This window comes from Salicibibacter kimchii (genome assembly GCF_003336365.1).
Lineage (GTDB): Bacteria > Bacillota > Bacilli > Bacillales > Marinococcaceae > Salicibibacter > Salicibibacter kimchii.
Map to the genome: position 1 here is coordinate 289,962 of NZ_CP031092.1, position 15,274 is coordinate 305,235.

Annotated in this window: 14 protein-coding genes and 1 riboswitch; all 14 genes read left to right on the top strand. The window is 47.3% G+C overall.

Translation table 11 applies throughout. The features are described 5' to 3' along the window. Positions 1–165: 165 nt before the first annotated feature. The 14 genes from DT065_RS01735 (at position 166) to DT065_RS01795 (ending at position 15,037) form a co-directional block, all read left to right on the top strand. The gene (locus DT065_RS01735) at positions 166–1,158 is read left to right on the top strand and encodes a YpdA family putative bacillithiol disulfide reductase (RefSeq protein WP_114370320.1); all 993 of its coding nucleotides are present in this window, start codon (positions 166–168) and stop codon (positions 1,156–1,158) included. 13 nt (positions 1,159–1,171) lie between these two features. Next, positions 1,172–2,143 (top strand): asparaginase, encoded by a 972-nt coding sequence (locus DT065_RS01740; protein ID WP_114370321.1) that lies wholly within the window; start codon positions 1,172–1,174, stop codon positions 2,141–2,143. Between the two features lie 69 nt (positions 2,144–2,212). Continuing rightward, the gene (locus DT065_RS19125; RefSeq protein ID WP_193550795.1) at positions 2,213–2,377 is read left to right on the top strand and encodes a hypothetical protein; all 165 of its coding nucleotides are present in this window, start codon (positions 2,213–2,215) and stop codon (positions 2,375–2,377) included. 150 nt (positions 2,378–2,527) lie between these two features. Further along, positions 2,528–2,632: riboswitch (SAM riboswitch) on the top strand. Between the two features lie 113 nt (positions 2,633–2,745). Then, entirely contained in the window at positions 2,746–3,870 is a 1,125-nt protein-coding gene (locus tag DT065_RS01745; protein WP_418314570.1) for a methionine biosynthesis PLP-dependent protein, read from the top strand. A 24-nt stretch (positions 3,871–3,894) separates the two neighbouring features. Next, complete coding sequence (locus DT065_RS01750; protein ID WP_114375983.1) at positions 3,895–5,718, top strand: bifunctional homocysteine S-methyltransferase/methylenetetrahydrofolate reductase; 1,824 nt, start codon at positions 3,895–3,897, stop codon at positions 5,716–5,718. A 193-nt stretch (positions 5,719–5,911) separates the two neighbouring features. Continuing rightward, on the top strand, positions 5,912–6,907 hold the full coding sequence (gene sleB / locus DT065_RS01755; protein ID WP_114370325.1) for a spore cortex-lytic enzyme: 996 nt from the start codon (positions 5,912–5,914) through the stop codon (positions 6,905–6,907). A 16-nt stretch (positions 6,908–6,923) separates the two neighbouring features. After that, the gene (ypeB, locus tag DT065_RS01760; RefSeq protein ID WP_114370327.1) at positions 6,924–8,276 is read left to right on the top strand and encodes a germination protein YpeB; all 1,353 of its coding nucleotides are present in this window, start codon (positions 6,924–6,926) and stop codon (positions 8,274–8,276) included. 205 nt (positions 8,277–8,481) lie between these two features. Then, positions 8,482–9,162 (top strand): (d)CMP kinase, encoded by a 681-nt coding sequence (gene cmk / locus DT065_RS01765; RefSeq protein WP_114370329.1) that lies wholly within the window; start codon positions 8,482–8,484, stop codon positions 9,160–9,162. Continuing rightward, the gene (locus DT065_RS01770; protein ID WP_335743565.1) at positions 9,162–9,758 is read left to right on the top strand and encodes a lysophospholipid acyltransferase family protein; all 597 of its coding nucleotides are present in this window, start codon (positions 9,162–9,164) and stop codon (positions 9,756–9,758) included. The genes cmk and DT065_RS01770 overlap by 1 nt, the downstream gene beginning before the upstream one ends. A 170-nt stretch (positions 9,759–9,928) precedes the next feature. Beyond that, entirely contained in the window at positions 9,929–11,083 is a 1,155-nt protein-coding gene (gene rpsA, locus DT065_RS01775; protein WP_114370333.1) for a 30S ribosomal protein S1, read from the top strand. Between the two features lie 153 nt (positions 11,084–11,236). Further along, on the top strand, positions 11,237–11,839 hold the full coding sequence (locus DT065_RS01780) for a YphA family membrane protein (RefSeq protein WP_114370334.1): 603 nt from the start codon (positions 11,237–11,239) through the stop codon (positions 11,837–11,839). A 48-nt stretch (positions 11,840–11,887) separates the two neighbouring features. Further along, entirely contained in the window at positions 11,888–13,204 is a 1,317-nt protein-coding gene (gene der, locus DT065_RS01785) for a ribosome biogenesis GTPase Der (protein ID WP_114370336.1), read from the top strand. Positions 13,205–13,350: 146 nt separating this feature from the next. Next, positions 13,351–13,986 carry a glycerol-3-phosphate 1-O-acyltransferase PlsY gene (gene plsY, locus DT065_RS01790; protein ID WP_114370338.1) on the top strand — a complete coding sequence of 212 codons (636 nt, stop codon included), beginning with the start codon at positions 13,351–13,353 and terminating at the stop codon, positions 13,984–13,986. Between the two features lie 31 nt (positions 13,987–14,017). Continuing rightward, positions 14,018–15,037, top strand: coding sequence for an NAD(P)H-dependent glycerol-3-phosphate dehydrogenase (locus DT065_RS01795; RefSeq protein WP_114370340.1), 1,020 nt, complete (start codon positions 14,018–14,020; stop codon positions 15,035–15,037). Positions 15,038–15,274: the final 237 nt, after the last annotated feature.

A 15,274-nucleotide genomic window follows, 5' to 3' on the forward strand; every position in this document is an offset into this window, starting at 1 on the left:
TTTTCCCTCTGATGGTTAGTTGAACCAATCGGGGTGTTCGTCGTCCGTTAACTCCCGCTTGCGAGGTTGAAGCGGGAGTTTTACGGGCGCTTACCACCGGGATAAATGGATGGGATGTATAGCTTCATTCTATTTTGGAAAGTGTTACAGTTGGAGGAATAGCAGTTGGTACAAGAGAAGATTATGATCATCGGCGCCGGTCCATGTGGATTGGCAGCAGCGATCGCTTGTAGGGAAAAAGGATACGATCCCCTGATCATTGAGAAAGGAAATATTGTTTCCGCAATTTATCACTATCCGACACATCAAACCTTTTTTAGCACTCCCAATAAATTGGAGATCGGGGATATCCCTTTTGTTACGGTAGACCGTAAACCGAGGCGAAACGAAGCACTCGCTTATTATCGAGAAGTCGTTGACCGAACACAATTACGCATCCATACGTATGAAACCGCGGAAAACGTCCGAAAAACAGAGGATGGAACGTTTGTGGTGGAAACGACGGCCAGAGGGAAAAAGAACATTTATCGGTCCGACTATGTAATTATGGCGACAGGCTATTACGATCACCCGAATAAGCTTGGCTGCGAAGGGGAGGAACTTCCCCATGTTTATCATTATTTTAAGGAATCCCACCCTTTTCATGGACAAAATGTCGTCGTGATCGGTGGGAGAAATTCAGCAGTTGATGCTACATTGGAACTGGAAAAAGCGGGTGCGCGTGTAACCGTTCTATATCGGGGCGATACGTACTCCTCAAGCATCAAGCCGTGGATATTGCCTGAATTCGAATCGCTTGTCCGAAAAGAAAGGATACGCATGATATTCGGTGCCGAAATCAGCAGAATCACCGAAACGAGCGTGTATTTTGAAAAAGACGGTCAAGAAAAGGAGATGGACGCTGATTTCGTGTTTGCCATGATTGGCTACCACCCTGACCACCTATTTTTAACTGCTGCCGGTGTGGGGATTGATGAACATACCGGAAGGCCGTTTTATGATCCGGAGAGCTTTGAAACGGACGTGCCGGGTCTTTTTATTGCCGGTGTAGTGGCAGCCGGCAACAACGCGAATGAGATTTTAATTGAAACAGGAAGGTTCCACGGTCACCGGATTGCAGAGACAATCGCGAACGCAGAAAATGTGCAGCGAACGTGAGGGGATTCAAACGATGAAAAAGATTGCACTGGTTACGACCGGAGGAACGATCGCGAGCAAAAAGACAGAGGGGGGACGCTTGCGGGCAGGGGAAAGAAGCGGGGAAGAACTTGTTGATAGGTGTGACGTCCCGTTTGAATTGGAGCTGGAGATTGTTTCGTTGTTCAACAAGCCCTCCATCCATCTTGACTATAACGATTTATGGCATTTAAGGATGCAAATAGAAGATTTATTGCAGAACAAAGGAATTGATGGGGCGGTCGTTACTACCGGGACGGATACGTTGGAAGAAGTCGCCTATTTCCTGGATTTGACCGTTAAAAACGAGAAACCACTTGTCGTTACCGGTTCCATGCGAGGACCGGACCAAGTAGGCAGCGATGCCTTTGTTAATTTACGAAATGCCATGATAGCCGCTGCCGATGCACAAACGACCCAACTTGGTTCGGTTGTCGTTCTTAATGAACACCTTTTTTCGGCAAAATATGTGCAAAAAACGCATGCGTCCAATGTGCAAGGATTTCAGGCTCCGGGATACGGATATTTCGGCCTCATTGACGATGACCGCGTCAATCTTTATCAACGTCCGCTTTCCCGTGATACGTATAAGCCTAAAACCAAGGTCGAACATGCCCGGATTCAAATTGAAATTATTAAAGCTCATTTAGGCACATCCCCATCCTTGTTACGGTTTTTGCTGGAAAAAGACGGCGTTCACGGCATCGTGATTGAAGGGCTGGGGAGGGGACAAGTCCCGCCGGCTTTTATGCCGGTGATTGCAAATGCCCGCGTGCCTATTGTCGTTACGACGAGCGCGAATGAAGGCGAAGTCTACCCTGCTTATGAGTATAAAGGAAGCACGTATGATTTGATGAATCATGGGGTCATTTTAGGAAAAGATTATAGTAGTCGAAAAGCAAAAATCAAACTGCATGTGCTTTTGGAAACCGGATCGACGGACCTTAAGGAAGCGTTTAGGAAGTAGCGAGAATGCACAATTGTGATGGAAACTGCCAATGTCTGCACATCCTGTGCGTGAAGGAGGAAAGCGCCAGTGACGACGGATACCCGGTACCGCATTGTGATCCGTTGCCCCGATTGCGGCGAAAAATATATTTTGCGAGGCCGTCAAAAAGGGAACGGGGATTACGAGACAGGATTTAAGCGGTGCGTATGCGGCAATGAAGCTAATGTTGTCGTTGAAGCATCTCCGGAGTGATCTTCCTGTCAAACGGAGATAGGTGCTTAAAAAAAGAGGAAGACGTTTGGATTGTTTTCTTCCGCATCGATGGATAGAGGTTTCTGCATCTCTTGAAATGTTATGGATAATCTTGTACGATTAAGAAATAGCAAAAGAATAATTACTCTTTTCTTATCAAGAGAGACGGAGGGAAAGGCCCAAAGATGTCTCAGCAACCAGCTTTTTGGAGTTAGGTGCTACTTCCTTCGGAACGGTAGTTCCGGAAGATAAGAAGAGGCATACATCGACGGCAATGCCCTCTTCTTATTTGATTCACAAGAAGAAGGCATTTTTATTTTTCTTGGGTTTTTGAACACAGGCAGCAGTTAGCTTGAAAAGGAGAGAGAATGATGGACAGGAGATATACGAGGGAGACAAAGCTTGTTCAATCAGGCAATCGAAAAGATAAGCGTACCGGTGCTGTGAACGCGCCGATTTATATGAGTACAGCTTTTGAGCATACAGGGGTCGGTGAATCGACGGGATACGACTATTCCCGTACCGGCAACCCCACGCGAGAAGTGCTTGAAGAAGCGATCGCTGAATTAGAAGGGGGAACCCATGGATTTGCCTGTAGTTCCGGTATGGCCGCGATTCAAGCTGTGCTTAGTTTATTTTCTCAAGGAGACAAGATCATCGCATCCATGGATTTGTATGGAGGTACATACCGATTGTTTCGCCAATACTGGCCTCAATGGGGGGTAGATGTTCATTATGTCGATCCAAGAGACTTGCAATCCGTTGAACAAGCGATTGAAAAAAATACGAAAGCATTGTTTATTGAAACGCCGACAAACCCTTTAATGCAGGAAGCGGATGTACATGCCCTCAGTAAAATAGCCAAGGATCATGATTTACTCATGATCGTGGACAACACGTTTTACACCCCATTATTGCAACGGCCGATTGCCTTTGGCGCGGATATCGTAATCCATAGCGCCACTAAATATTTGGGCGGTCATAACGATCTCGTGGCAGGGCTTATCGTTACCGATGACGAGGGATTGGGGGAACGCCTTTTTAATATTCAAAATGGCATTGGGATGACACTGGGAGCGTTTGATTCCTGGCTGTTGCTGCGAGGGATGAAAACGTTAGCGCTAAGAATGGACAAACATGAAAAAAACGCCCGTGCTGTTTGTGAAAGGTTGAAAAAGCACCCGCTTATCACGGAAGTTCTATATCCGGGTAAGGGGGGGATGCTTTCGTTTAAAGTCCAGGATGAGAAGCTTGTTGATCCATTGCTTCGCCATTTACAACTCGTCACATTTGCCGAAAGTTTGGGTGGCGTCGAAAGTTTAATGACTTATCCAAGTGTGCAAACCCACGCGGATATTCCCGAAAACGTCCGGATAAAAAACGGCGTGACAAATGAATTAATGCGGTTGTCTTGCGGAATTGAAAGTCATGCAGATATTATTGCCGATATTGAATGGGCCCTACAGAAAGCGGAACTCAATGTTCAAGCCTAAAGCTTGGGGAAAAGAGGGATGAAAGTGGAGTTTCTGGAGAAATTGAAAAAGGAGATCTTAGTTGGAGATGGAGCGATCGGCACTTTGTTGTATGACCGGGGGTATAGCGGTTCCATCGAAGATGCCAATCGACGCGCAGAAGAAATGGTTGTAGCCGCGCATCGAGAATACGTTGAAGCGGGCGCTAATGTGATTCAATCGAACACGTATGCAGCGAATCGCCTTAAGCTGAAGAATTATGGATTGGAGCAGCAAATGGCTCGAATGAACACCCAGGGGATGCGTCTGGCAAAACAGGCGGCAAGCGGCAAAGAAGAAGTGTATGTAGCAGGTACCATTGGCGGGATTCGTGACGGAAGGGCAAGTCCTTTTAGCAATCAAGACATAAAGAAGGCTACCGAATCTCAAGCGGAAGCTTTGATGGCCGAGGAACCCGATGCCATCCTTTTGGAAACGTACTATGATCTACACGAACTCGTGCAAGCGGTGCGGATCATTAAACGATTATCGCCCGAAATACCGGTGATTGGGAACGTTTCATTAGGGGACGTGGGGGTTTTGCATGGCGGGATCCCTGTCAATGATGCGCTCTTACGCTTGTTGAATGAAGGGACAGATGTTGTCGGAATCAATTGTCGGATGGGCCCTGCCCAGACGATTGCATCATTGGAGGAAGTTTCCGTGCCGGAAGGAACGTATCTATCCGCCTATCCGAACGCGAGTTTACCCGGGCTTCAAGATGGGCGCCTCGTTTATCAGTCAAACCCGGATTATTTTAAAAGCCAGGCGGAGGAGTTTCGGCAACAAGGTGTACGCTTGCTGGGCGGTTGTTGCGGGACAACTCCCGAACATATCCGTTCCTTTAAAGAAAAATTGCAAGATCGGGCCCCGCTCGTAAAAGCGCGTGCAAAAGTATCAACCGTGCGCGAACAAGCTTCAGCGGAAGTCGGAAATACCATTCGATTGGAGAAAGAGGGCCCGTCCATCATTGTAGAACTTGATCCGCCCAAGTCACTGACAAAAATGGATAAATTTTTAAAAGGGGCGCAGGCGCTCCACGAGGCAGGGGCCGATGCGGTGACGCTCGCGGACAATTCCCTGGCTACTTCCCGTATTGATAACCTTGCCGCATCAACGTTAATCAAGCAACAGGCCGGAGCTCATCCCTTGCTTCATATCGCTTGCCGGGATCGGAATTTAATCGGTATGCAATCGCACTTGCTTGGATTACATGCTTTGGGCATCAGAGATGTTCTCGCTGTGACCGGTGACCCGACGAAAGTGGGAGATTTCCCGGGAGCCAGTTCAGTATATGATCTTACCTCTTTTGATCTTATTCGGCTAATTAAGTCTATGAATGAAGGGTTCAGCCATTCCGGACGCCCGTTAGGGGTACAAACGCAATTTACCGTCGGCGCCGCCTTCAACCCAAATGTTAGTTCCATGGATAAAGCAGTGAAACGATTGGAGAAAAAAATCGTGGCCGGCGCTGATTTTGTGATGACGCAACCGATCTACGACGTGGAAACTTTGCGACTTTTAAAAGAAGCGACTGCCCATTTGGACATCCCTATCTACGTTGGGATTATGCCTTTAATCAACGGGAGAAATGCTGAATTCTTGCACAATGAGGTCCCGGGTATTCAACTTACGGAGCAGGTGAGAAAGCGAATGGCTGACAGCCGAGGAGATGTTCAAAAAGGGGAGGAAGAGGGGATGGCAATCGCAAAGGAATTACAGGAAGCCGGTCTTGACCTGTTTGGCCGTCTCTACTTAATCACCCCGTTTTTGCGCTATCACATTACAGCCGCGCTAATGAATGATGTCAAAGCGAGTGCTTCGTCGTAAAAGGCGCTTTTCTTAAAGGACCGACTTGGGGTATAGGCTTTCTTTTCTAAACCTCTCTCAACGTTTTAAAACCTTTCTTTTCATTTGTCTGCCGTTCGGCAGACTTTTTCTTTTTCACGTATAAAATCTGGTTTTTATCGAAAAATAAAGGCAATGAAAGTAAGTTTAAGTGAAAAAGAAGGAGGTAAGGCAAATGGAAGGAAGCGTCCGCTACTTCCTTGCAACGCTAATCGTACTGGGAGGTGTACTGGGATTTGCCACTGACAGGGGGGAAGCCTTTAGTGATCAAATCATCCAACAAGGGGCCACCGGAGATGATGTTGTAGAGTTGCAAGCCAGACTTCAATACATTGGTTATTTTGATCAAACCATTGATGGTGTATTTGGCTGGAGCACGTATTGGGGAGTTCGCGAGTACCAAGAAGCATTTGGGATGGAGGTGGATGGACTCGTCGGTCCGGAAATGAAACAAAGGTTGGAGAAAACAACCGGCTACAATGAACAATACGTTCAAGAAGCGTTAGAAAATGCAAGGGAATTTACCCATTATGGAAACACATCGAAAGAGATACAAAAAGGACCGAAGGGAAGTGGCGAAGCAGAAGAAGGAGGCGAAGAACAGGCGCCTGAAGGTGAAGAACCGCGGCCGGAAGAAGGAGCGCCGGCAGAGGAAGAAACGCCTGCCCCGGGAGGACCAGCAGATGAAGAAGAAGCACCTGCGCCTACACCGGAAGAGGAGGAAGGTACACAGCCGGACACAGGCGGGGAGCAGCCTGATGAAGGACAAGGCGACCAGGCAAATGTGCAAAAAGCAATGAATGCTCCGGAAGGTTACTCGGATAATGATATACAAATCATGGCAAATGCGGTTCATGGAGAGGCAAGGGGTGAACCGTATGAAGGAAAAGTAGCCGTTGCGGCCGTTATTATTAACCGTACCGATGACCCGGAATTTCCGGATACGGCAAACGAAGTTGTTTTTGAACCGAGGGCTTTTACGGCGGTTGCGGATGGTCAAATTTATCTGGAGCCGAACGAAGAAGCACGCGAGGCAGTTTTAGATGCGATTAACGGTCAGGATCCGTCAAATGGAGCGGTTTATTATTACAATCCGGTAACGGCCACGTCTGAATGGATCTTTTCTCGTGATGTGCATACAGAAATAGGGAAGCACGTGTTCGCAGATTAACTAGGAGGTGAGTGGAATGTTTCGAGCAATATTGATTGCCGTCTTATCGGTTGCCCTTATAGGGACCGGTGTGTTCGCATACAACGAACATCAGGAAAAAGAAGCATTGGCGATTAGCCACGAAAATAATTATCAGAGAGCGTTTCATCAACTCGCTTTTCACCTGGATCATATGCAAGATGAGTTGGGCGCGTCTTTGGCAACAAACGGCCTTTCCAATATGACCGGCTCGATGGCGGAGGTATGGCGAATTTCATCATTAGCCCATAGTGAAATGGGTGAGCTTCCGATGGGCCTTGTTCCTATCAATAAGACAGAGGAATATCTATCCAATGTTGCTGACTTCACCCATGACGTTGCCATACGCGATCGGGCGGATGAACCATTAACCGATGATGAATATGAACGACTGGAAACATTTTACGAACAAGCAGGTGAAATATCCGCGGATTTGCGCGGGGTGCAAGCGGATGTGCTCGCCAATGATATTCGTTGGACAGATATTGAAACGGAATTGGTGGCCAACACAGATCCCGGGGAAGGGACCGCCATCGATGGGATCCAACAAATCGATGAAAAAGCAAAAGGTTTTGGCGAAAATAATTGGAACGATGATACCGGATTTCCTGTCGACGTAGAAGAACGACTTGCGAATGTGGTGGAGGATAAAGAAGAATTTGATGAAGAAGAAGCCGTTGAGCGGGCACGTGAGTTCCTGAATGTCGCGGATGACACGAATGCAGAGATTAGTCGTCTGGGCGAAGGAATCGCGTATGAAGGATACAAAATTTATATTGAAGACCCGGACGGGGAAAGCAATTACGCGATGGACATGACGGTAAGAGGTGGATTGCCGACGTGGGTAATGCAAGATCGTCCGATTACAGAGACGAATATCAGCTTAAATGAAGCATCCGAAATTGCCGCTGATTTTCTCGATGAACGAGGGTTCGATGATGTAGAGCTGGTTGATGGGAAGCAATATGACTCTATCGGAACCTTCCAGTTTGTGCCGACTGCGAACGACGCTCGCTTGTATCCGGACGCGATTATCATGAAAGTCGCCCTGGACGATGGCGATATCGTCGGCTATAAAGGAACCGAGTACTTGGCGAATCACCGCGAACGCCACGATCTTGATCCGGAACTTGAATTGGAAGAAGCATTAGACGAGGTGCACGAGAATCTGGAGGTAAGAGAAGAACATTTGGCAGTGATTGAAAACCAAAACGGCGAAGAAGTATTAACGTATGAATTGTACGGAACGATGAACGATGATACGTATCAATTGTTTATCAACGCGAATGATGGTGTGGAAGAAGATGTCAAACGGATGCAAGGGGCAGAACCGGTCTATAATGCCATGTAAAAAGGAACCGGCGAATGGTTACGGCTATTCGTCGGTTTTACTCCCCCCGTTGTTATTTTCCATTTCCGTTAGAAAAATTTAATATTCATTTTTTTCGGCTAATAATAGCCTATCGTTTGTCTTGTATACGCTTGTATGGTAAGCTTAAAGCAGTGTTCGGGTCGCCCCGACATAACGATATCAGTATCTACATACGGGGGGCAATATGCACAAGATAAACATCGCCATTGATGGACCGGCTGGTTCGGGAAAGAGTACAGTCGCGAAAGAAGTCGCTAACGAATTATCGTACCTATACATCGATACAGGGGCGATGTATCGTGCGCTCACTTTTCGTGCATTACAAGCGCAAGTATCCGAACAAGATGAACAATCGCTTATCCAAATCCTAAAAGAGATGGAGATTACCCTCGAACAACAAAGGGATGGCGACGTGCAGGTGCTTGTGAACGGAGAGCGGCTCGGAGAGGAAATTCGCACACAAACTGTTACAGCAAAGGTCTCCGAAGTTTCCGCCCATCGAAGAATTCGGGAAGAGATGGTGGCCAGACAGCAACAGTTAGCGAAACAGAGAGGGGTCGTCCTCGATGGGAGGGATATCGGTACTTACGTACTTCCCGGTGCCGAATTGAAAATATACATGGATGCATCCGTGGAAGAAAGAGCGAAACGAAGGCATTTGGAAAATATAGGGAAACAGCGTCCTTCTGATATAACGACCACGAAAGAAGAAATCAAGCGGCGTGACGGGCTTGACCGGGAGCGGCCGATTGCTCCTTTGCAGCAAGCAGAGGATGCGGTGCGCATCGATACGACAAACCGAGCGATCGAAGAAGTGGTCGTGCACATTTGCGGTATTGCCCGGGAGAAGGAGAATGAGGATTGATGTTATACAGGATCGGTCGACTGATTTGCCGTATCGTTTTATCGTTGGTTTTTTTCGCCAAAATTAAGGGAAGAGAACATATACCGGCAGAAGGACCCGTCATTATTTGCAGCAATCATAAGAGCAATCTTGATCCCCCTCTGCTCGGCTCTTACATCAAACGCCCTCTACGATTTATGGCGAAAGAAGAGATGTTCTCCTCAAAATGGTCTGAGGCTTTATTTACAAGGCTGGGGGCCTTCCCGGTAAAAAGAGGGGGCAGTGATCGCGGAGCCCTTCGAAAAGGGATAAGTGTTCTCGGAAACGGAGAAATGATGCTCCTTTTTCCGGAAGGAAACCGCAGTAAGACGGGTGAAATGAAAGAAGAAGGGCTTGCCGGCGCCGGCTTTTTTGCATTGAAAAGTGACGCGGTTGTCATCCCCGCGTATATACGGGGTACATACAAGCCTTTTCGCAGAGTAGGACTTCGCTACGGGCCACCTGTTCCACTCGAAGATTTACGAAATGAAAAAGCATCAGCCCGGGAAGTAACCGAGCAAATCATGAGCCATATCCGGATGCTGAGAGATGAAACAGAAGGTCCGAAAGAACGTTAACATCATTCTTTCATTTCATTGAAAGGGTTTTGTATTAGAAAATTTGGCTTATCGCCAAGCTTTTATGGCGAAAGCCATCGTTGCACTTATGCAGGTAAGAAAGTTGATTATAATTTCTTACTTGCGAAAAAGAGTTTTGTTCCCGACAAGGGTAAGGAGGCCAACCGGCAATGGACGAAGAGATGAACAATGAAATGGCAAATGTAAAGGAATTTAATGTTGACGATATCGTCAGCGGAAAAGTAACGAAAGTAGAAGAAAAGCAAGCGTTTGTCGACGCTGGATACAAAGTAGACGGCATCATTCCGATCAGTGAAATTTCCAGCTTACATGTGGAAAAAGTATCGGATGTTTTAAACGAGGGCGAAGAAGTGGAGCTTAAGGTCATTAAAGTGGAAGATGATGAACTTGTCCTTTCCCTTCGCGGGGCACGTGCCGAAAAAGCTTGGGCATCTTTGCAAGAAACATTTGAGCAAGGGAATCTGATCGAAGCAGAGGTAGCAGAGATCGTCAAAGGGGGCCTCGTCGTTGATGTAGGGGTCCGCGGTTTCATTCCGGCATCGCTCGTGGAACAGCATTTTGTCGAAGACTTCTCTGACTACAAAGGGAAGCAACTGGAACTTAAAATCATTGAAATTGATCCGGACGATAATAAGCTGATCCTTTCGAGAAGAGCAGTGCTTGACGAAGAAGAAGAGCACCGGAAAAAAGATGTGCTTGACCAACTCGAAGTCGGCGCCGAAGTAACAGGAAAAGTTCAACGGTTGACTTCTTTTGGCGCATTCGTTGATGTTGGCGGCGTTGACGGGTTGGTTCATATCTCGCAAATGGCTCATCACCGTGTGGAATCTCCGGGAGAAATCGTAAAAGAAGGCGAAGAAATTCAAGTGAAGATTTTGGGCGTTGATCCGGAAAGAGAACGTGTGTCTTTATCGATTAAAGAAACACTTCCCGGACCTTGGACACTTATTGAAGGCCAGTTTCAAGCGGGAGATGTGATTGACGGCCAGGTAAAAAGGCTTGTCTCCTTCGGTGCGTTTGTGGAAGTTGCTCCGGGAGTGGAAGGGCTTGTTCATATTTCTCAGATCGCCAACCGTCATATCGGCACCCCCGGCGAAGTGTTGGAGGAAGGACAAGCGGTTCAAGTGAAAGTGCTTGATATTAACCCATCGGAACAAAGAATTTCGCTCAGCATTCGTGAGCTTGAAGAAGAAGGCACCCCTGAAAGCAAAGTTCAACGAGAATATGAAGAACCGGAAGAAGACCATACAGGTTTTTCCTTTGGTGACATGATCGGTGATCAGTTGGATAAATATCGTAGGTAACCAATCACTTGAAGACACAAAACGATACAAAAGCAATCGGCGAATCGTTGGATTCGCCGATTGTTTTCCGCTTGTACCTTGAGGATGGTGATCCCCTGTCTATGAATCTTCGTTCCTGTCTATAATGGAGGATGGTTGGACAGGAGGATTCATATGGAGAATTTGCTATTTTTCTGGTTTGCTTGGATGCTTTGGATCGTAGTTGTGTTTTTCATGCAGAGAACCAAGGAACGACCGTTTCTTGCCGCTGCCATATTGGTTACGATTATCTATATCCCCATGCCATTATCGCTCGGTGTTGTCGAATTATCGGCGGCATACGGGATTATTATCGCGCTTGCTTGTATATGGACCGGTTTTTTGCCGGGCGCCTATAAATGGAAGGTTATTGTACTTGCCGTTGCACTCATGCTATTATATGCAAGTTTTCAGCTAATGGTTTGGTATAATCCGGTTATTTTTCTGCTGGGTGAAACGTGGATTCCTGCTGTCATCCTTTCTTTTGTAACGATATTTTTACATGGCCACGCGGGAAGCCGGTATCCATTGGTTCTGCTGGCCATTGCTTTTGGGGAGTTGATTGCTGCCGTAACGGTTATGCCGTTAACGGGGAATTTATACTTGGCAGATGCTTTTTTTTATAATACGTTGGCCACTGTTCTTGTACTCCTGGTGTGTTGGCATTGGTTGGAGCAATTAGCATGGAGACTGGTGAAGGTGAGCAATGTCAAACGATCAAGCGACCTGCCATTTTAGATAAATCGGATAAGGTGCGTAAAGATTGACAAATAGGAGGAAGGAAAAATGACAAAACCGGTCGTTGCGATTGTGGGCCGTCCAAATGTGGGGAAATCAACGATTTTCAATCGTATTGTCGGCGAGCGGATCGCCATTGTCGAAGACACCCCGGGGGTTACTCGCGATCGTATATATGGAGAAGGAGAGTGGCTTAACCGCACGTTTCATTTAATTGATACAGGCGGGATTACTTTTGGTGAGGAACCGTTATTGGAACAAATGCGCCATCAGGCCGAAATAGCAATAGAAGAAGCGGATATTATCTTATTGCTCGTGAACGGTCGTGATGGGGTGACTGCAGCTGATGAAGAAGTTTCGAATCTGTTGTACCGTTCGAATAAACCGGTCGTGATCGGCGTGAATAAAATAGATAACCCGGAGATGCAGACGCAAGTGTATGATTTCTATCAACTGGGGCTCGGGGAGCCTTTTCCAATATCAGGGTCACACGGACGTGGCCTCGGTGATATGCTGGATGAAATGTTCACCCATTTTCCCGCGAACGAGGAAGACGACCTTGAACCTGACACGATCCATTTTGCCGTGATCGGACGTCCCAACGTCGGAAAATCTTCTTTGGTGAACGCGATTCTCGGAGAAGAACGAGTAATTGTAAGCGAGATTGCAGGCACGACTAGAGATGCTGTTGATACTGCGTTTACGAAGGATGGACAAAAATATCGCATTGTTGATACGGCGGGAATGAGGAAACGGGGGAAAGTATACGAAAATACGGAAAAATACAGTGTCTTACGAGCCCAGCGGGCGTTGGAACGGGCGAATGTCGTGCTCGTTGTCATTGACGGCGAGGAAGGCATCATAGAACAGGATAAAAAAATCGCAGGTTATGCCCATGAGTCGGGCAGAGGTGTTATGATTGTCGTAAACAAATGGGACGCCATTTCAAAAGATGATCGTACGATGAATGAATTTACGGAGCAGATCCGTAAAGGATTTGCGTTTCTTTCTTACGCACCGATTGCATTCGTATCTGCAAAAACGCATCAACGCGTTCAAAAAGTTATTCCCGTCGTTCAGCGGGTTTCGGAAAATCATCAAATGCATGTGCCGACCCATGTGGTTAATGATGTGATCCTCGATGCCGTTTCCATGAACCCGACACCGACCTCTGGGACAAAACGATTGCGTATTAATTATGCCACCCAAGTGGCTGTCGGTCCACCCACTTTCATCGTATTTGTGAACGATCCGGAGTTGCTCCATTTTTCTTATCGGCGATTTTTGGAAAACAGTTTGCGAGAAGCTTTCGCATTTGAGGGGACACCTTTAAAGGTGATTGCCCGTAAAAAAAACGATCCGTAGTCTTGAAAGGCGTTTCCATTTTTTAGCAGGTAAGAAAGTGTAAATCAACTTTCTTACCTGCATAAGTGCAACTAAGGCTTTTCGCCACAAAAGCTTGGCGAAAAGCCAAGTTTTCTAACACGGAGAGGGGAGGGGGAGCCTCAACGATGGATGTACTTATCGCCGGTTTGATGGCCTATCTCTTAGGATCGTTGAGTGTCAGCTATATCATTACGCAAAAGATTAAGAAAGTTGATATCCGCCAATATGGAAGCGGAAACGCGGGAGCGACGAATACGTTAAGGGTGCTCGGAAAAGGGCCCGCGATTTTGGTGCTCGCGCTAGACTGTTTAAAGGGTATTATCGCCGTTTGGTTCGGTTTCTGGGCTGAAAGTTTATTCAGCGGGACAGGCCTTTCCTTATTGGAAGGAAACGAGGGATTGGCTCCTGCCATTAGCGGCTTGTTGGCAATTTTTGGCCACAATTGGCCGGTTTTTCACCGTTTCCGCGGAGGAAAAGGCGTGGCGACAACCATCGGTGTAATCGCGGCATTAATCTTTTTTCCGGCCATTTACGTGGGAATTGTAGCGATATTGGCGGTAGTACTTACGCGTTATGTATCACTCGGCTCCATCATTTTTGCCCTGGCGACCCCTTTTCTCCTTTTATTTACGATGGATCATTACGGACATCCGTGGCCTTATTTTTACCTCGCTTGTGTCGTAGGAGCGATGTCTCTGTGGCGGCACAGAACGAATATCCAACGGTTGGTCACGGGCAATGAAAGCAAATTGGGGCAATAAGGAATAACTCTTTATTAACGGGAGGTTTTGTATGGGAGCGAAAAAAGTAGCTGTGTTGGGAGCGGGAAGTTGGGGAACCGCTCTCGCGATCGTGCTTGCCGATAACGGGCACGATGTTATGATCTGGGCGCGGCGTCATTCCCAGGCGAAAGAAATGAATGAGCACAAAACGAATGAACAATATTTGAGCGATGCCTTCCTCCCGGAAAATATTCAGGTGACGACGAATGTGAGTGAGGCAATCGTGGAGTGTGAGGCGGTTATTATCAGTGTTCCGACCTCGGGTATTCGTGAGATGACGCGCCAATTGCTTAAAGCTGATGTGAAAATACCGCTGATCGTTCACGCTACAAAGGGAATTGAACCGAATACGCTTTTTCGGGTGTCGGAAATGATGAAGGAGGAAGGCATTAACGAGGTGAGTGACGATATAGTAGTGTTGTCCGGGCCGAGCCATGCTGAAGAAGTGGCTCAGCGGCAACCGACAACGGTTACCGTTTCATCACAGATCATGGATGCCGCCAAGCGTAGCCAGAATTTGTTCATGAACACCCGTTTTCGCGTCTATACGAGCCAAGATATGGTTGGGGTAGAATTAGGCGGAGCTTTAAAAAACGTGATGGCTTTAGGAGTTGGGCTTGCTGAAGGCTTGGGATACGGAGATAATGCCCGGGCGGCAATTATGACAAGAGGCATCGCCGAAATGACTCGCCTTGGGACAAAACTCGGGGCTGATCCATTAACATTTGCAGGTTTGTCAGGGCTTGGTGATTTGATCGTCACTTGCACAAGCAAATATAGCCGAAACTGGCGTGCCGGATATCAGCTGGGCCGAGAGACTCCCCTCGATCAAGTACTAGAGGAGATGGGAATGGTTGTAGAGGGGGTGAAAACGACGCAAGCCGTCTCGCAAATGGCAAAAAGGGAAGGGGTTGAAGTCCCGATCACATCAGCGATTTACGATGTTCTTTTTAACGGTCAATCGCCCGTTCAGGCAGGGCGATTACTCATGGATAGAGACCCTAAAAAAGAAACAGAACATCTACAGTGAACCTTCCATCAGAGGGTGGTTTTTCCCTCTGATAGTTAGTTGAACAAATCGGGGTGTTAGCCGCCCGCTATTTCAGTGTTCAGATTTCAGAGGCCAGAGGTCGGAAAAGGCTTTTTTCAGTGTCTTCCGATTTCCGGCTTCCGATGTCTGATTTCCGGAAAAGCTGGCGCTTATCACCGGGGTGAACGATAACGGCTAGTCTCACTTTCCACCTCCCACCTCCCACCTCTAGAATCG

What these genes read in the sequence shown, in the direction of transcription:
- rpsA (WP_114370333.1), top strand. Translation starts at nt 9,929, where the DNA reads ATGGACGAAGAGATGAACAATGAAATGGCAAATGTAAAGGAATTTAAT.
- DT065_RS01770 (WP_335743565.1), top strand. Translation starts at nt 9,162, where the DNA reads ATGTTATACAGGATCGGTCGACTGATTTGCCGTATCGTTTTATCGTTG.
- DT065_RS01745 (WP_418314570.1), top strand. Translation starts at nt 2,746, where the DNA reads ATGATGGACAGGAGATATACGAGGGAGACAAAGCTTGTTCAATCAGGC.
- cmk (WP_114370329.1), top strand. Translation starts at nt 8,482, where the DNA reads ATGCACAAGATAAACATCGCCATTGATGGACCGGCTGGTTCGGGAAAG.
- sleB (WP_114370325.1), top strand. Translation starts at nt 5,912, where the DNA reads ATGGAAGGAAGCGTCCGCTACTTCCTTGCAACGCTAATCGTACTGGGA.
- DT065_RS01740 (WP_114370321.1), top strand. Translation starts at nt 1,172, where the DNA reads ATGAAAAAGATTGCACTGGTTACGACCGGAGGAACGATCGCGAGCAAA.
- ypeB (WP_114370327.1), top strand. Translation starts at nt 6,924, where the DNA reads ATGTTTCGAGCAATATTGATTGCCGTCTTATCGGTTGCCCTTATAGGG.
- plsY (WP_114370338.1), top strand. Translation starts at nt 13,351, where the DNA reads ATGGATGTACTTATCGCCGGTTTGATGGCCTATCTCTTAGGATCGTTG.
- DT065_RS01780 (WP_114370334.1), top strand. Translation starts at nt 11,237, where the DNA reads ATGGAGAATTTGCTATTTTTCTGGTTTGCTTGGATGCTTTGGATCGTA.
- DT065_RS01795 (WP_114370340.1), top strand. Translation starts at nt 14,018, where the DNA reads ATGGGAGCGAAAAAAGTAGCTGTGTTGGGAGCGGGAAGTTGGGGAACC.
- der (WP_114370336.1), top strand. Translation starts at nt 11,888, where the DNA reads ATGACAAAACCGGTCGTTGCGATTGTGGGCCGTCCAAATGTGGGGAAA.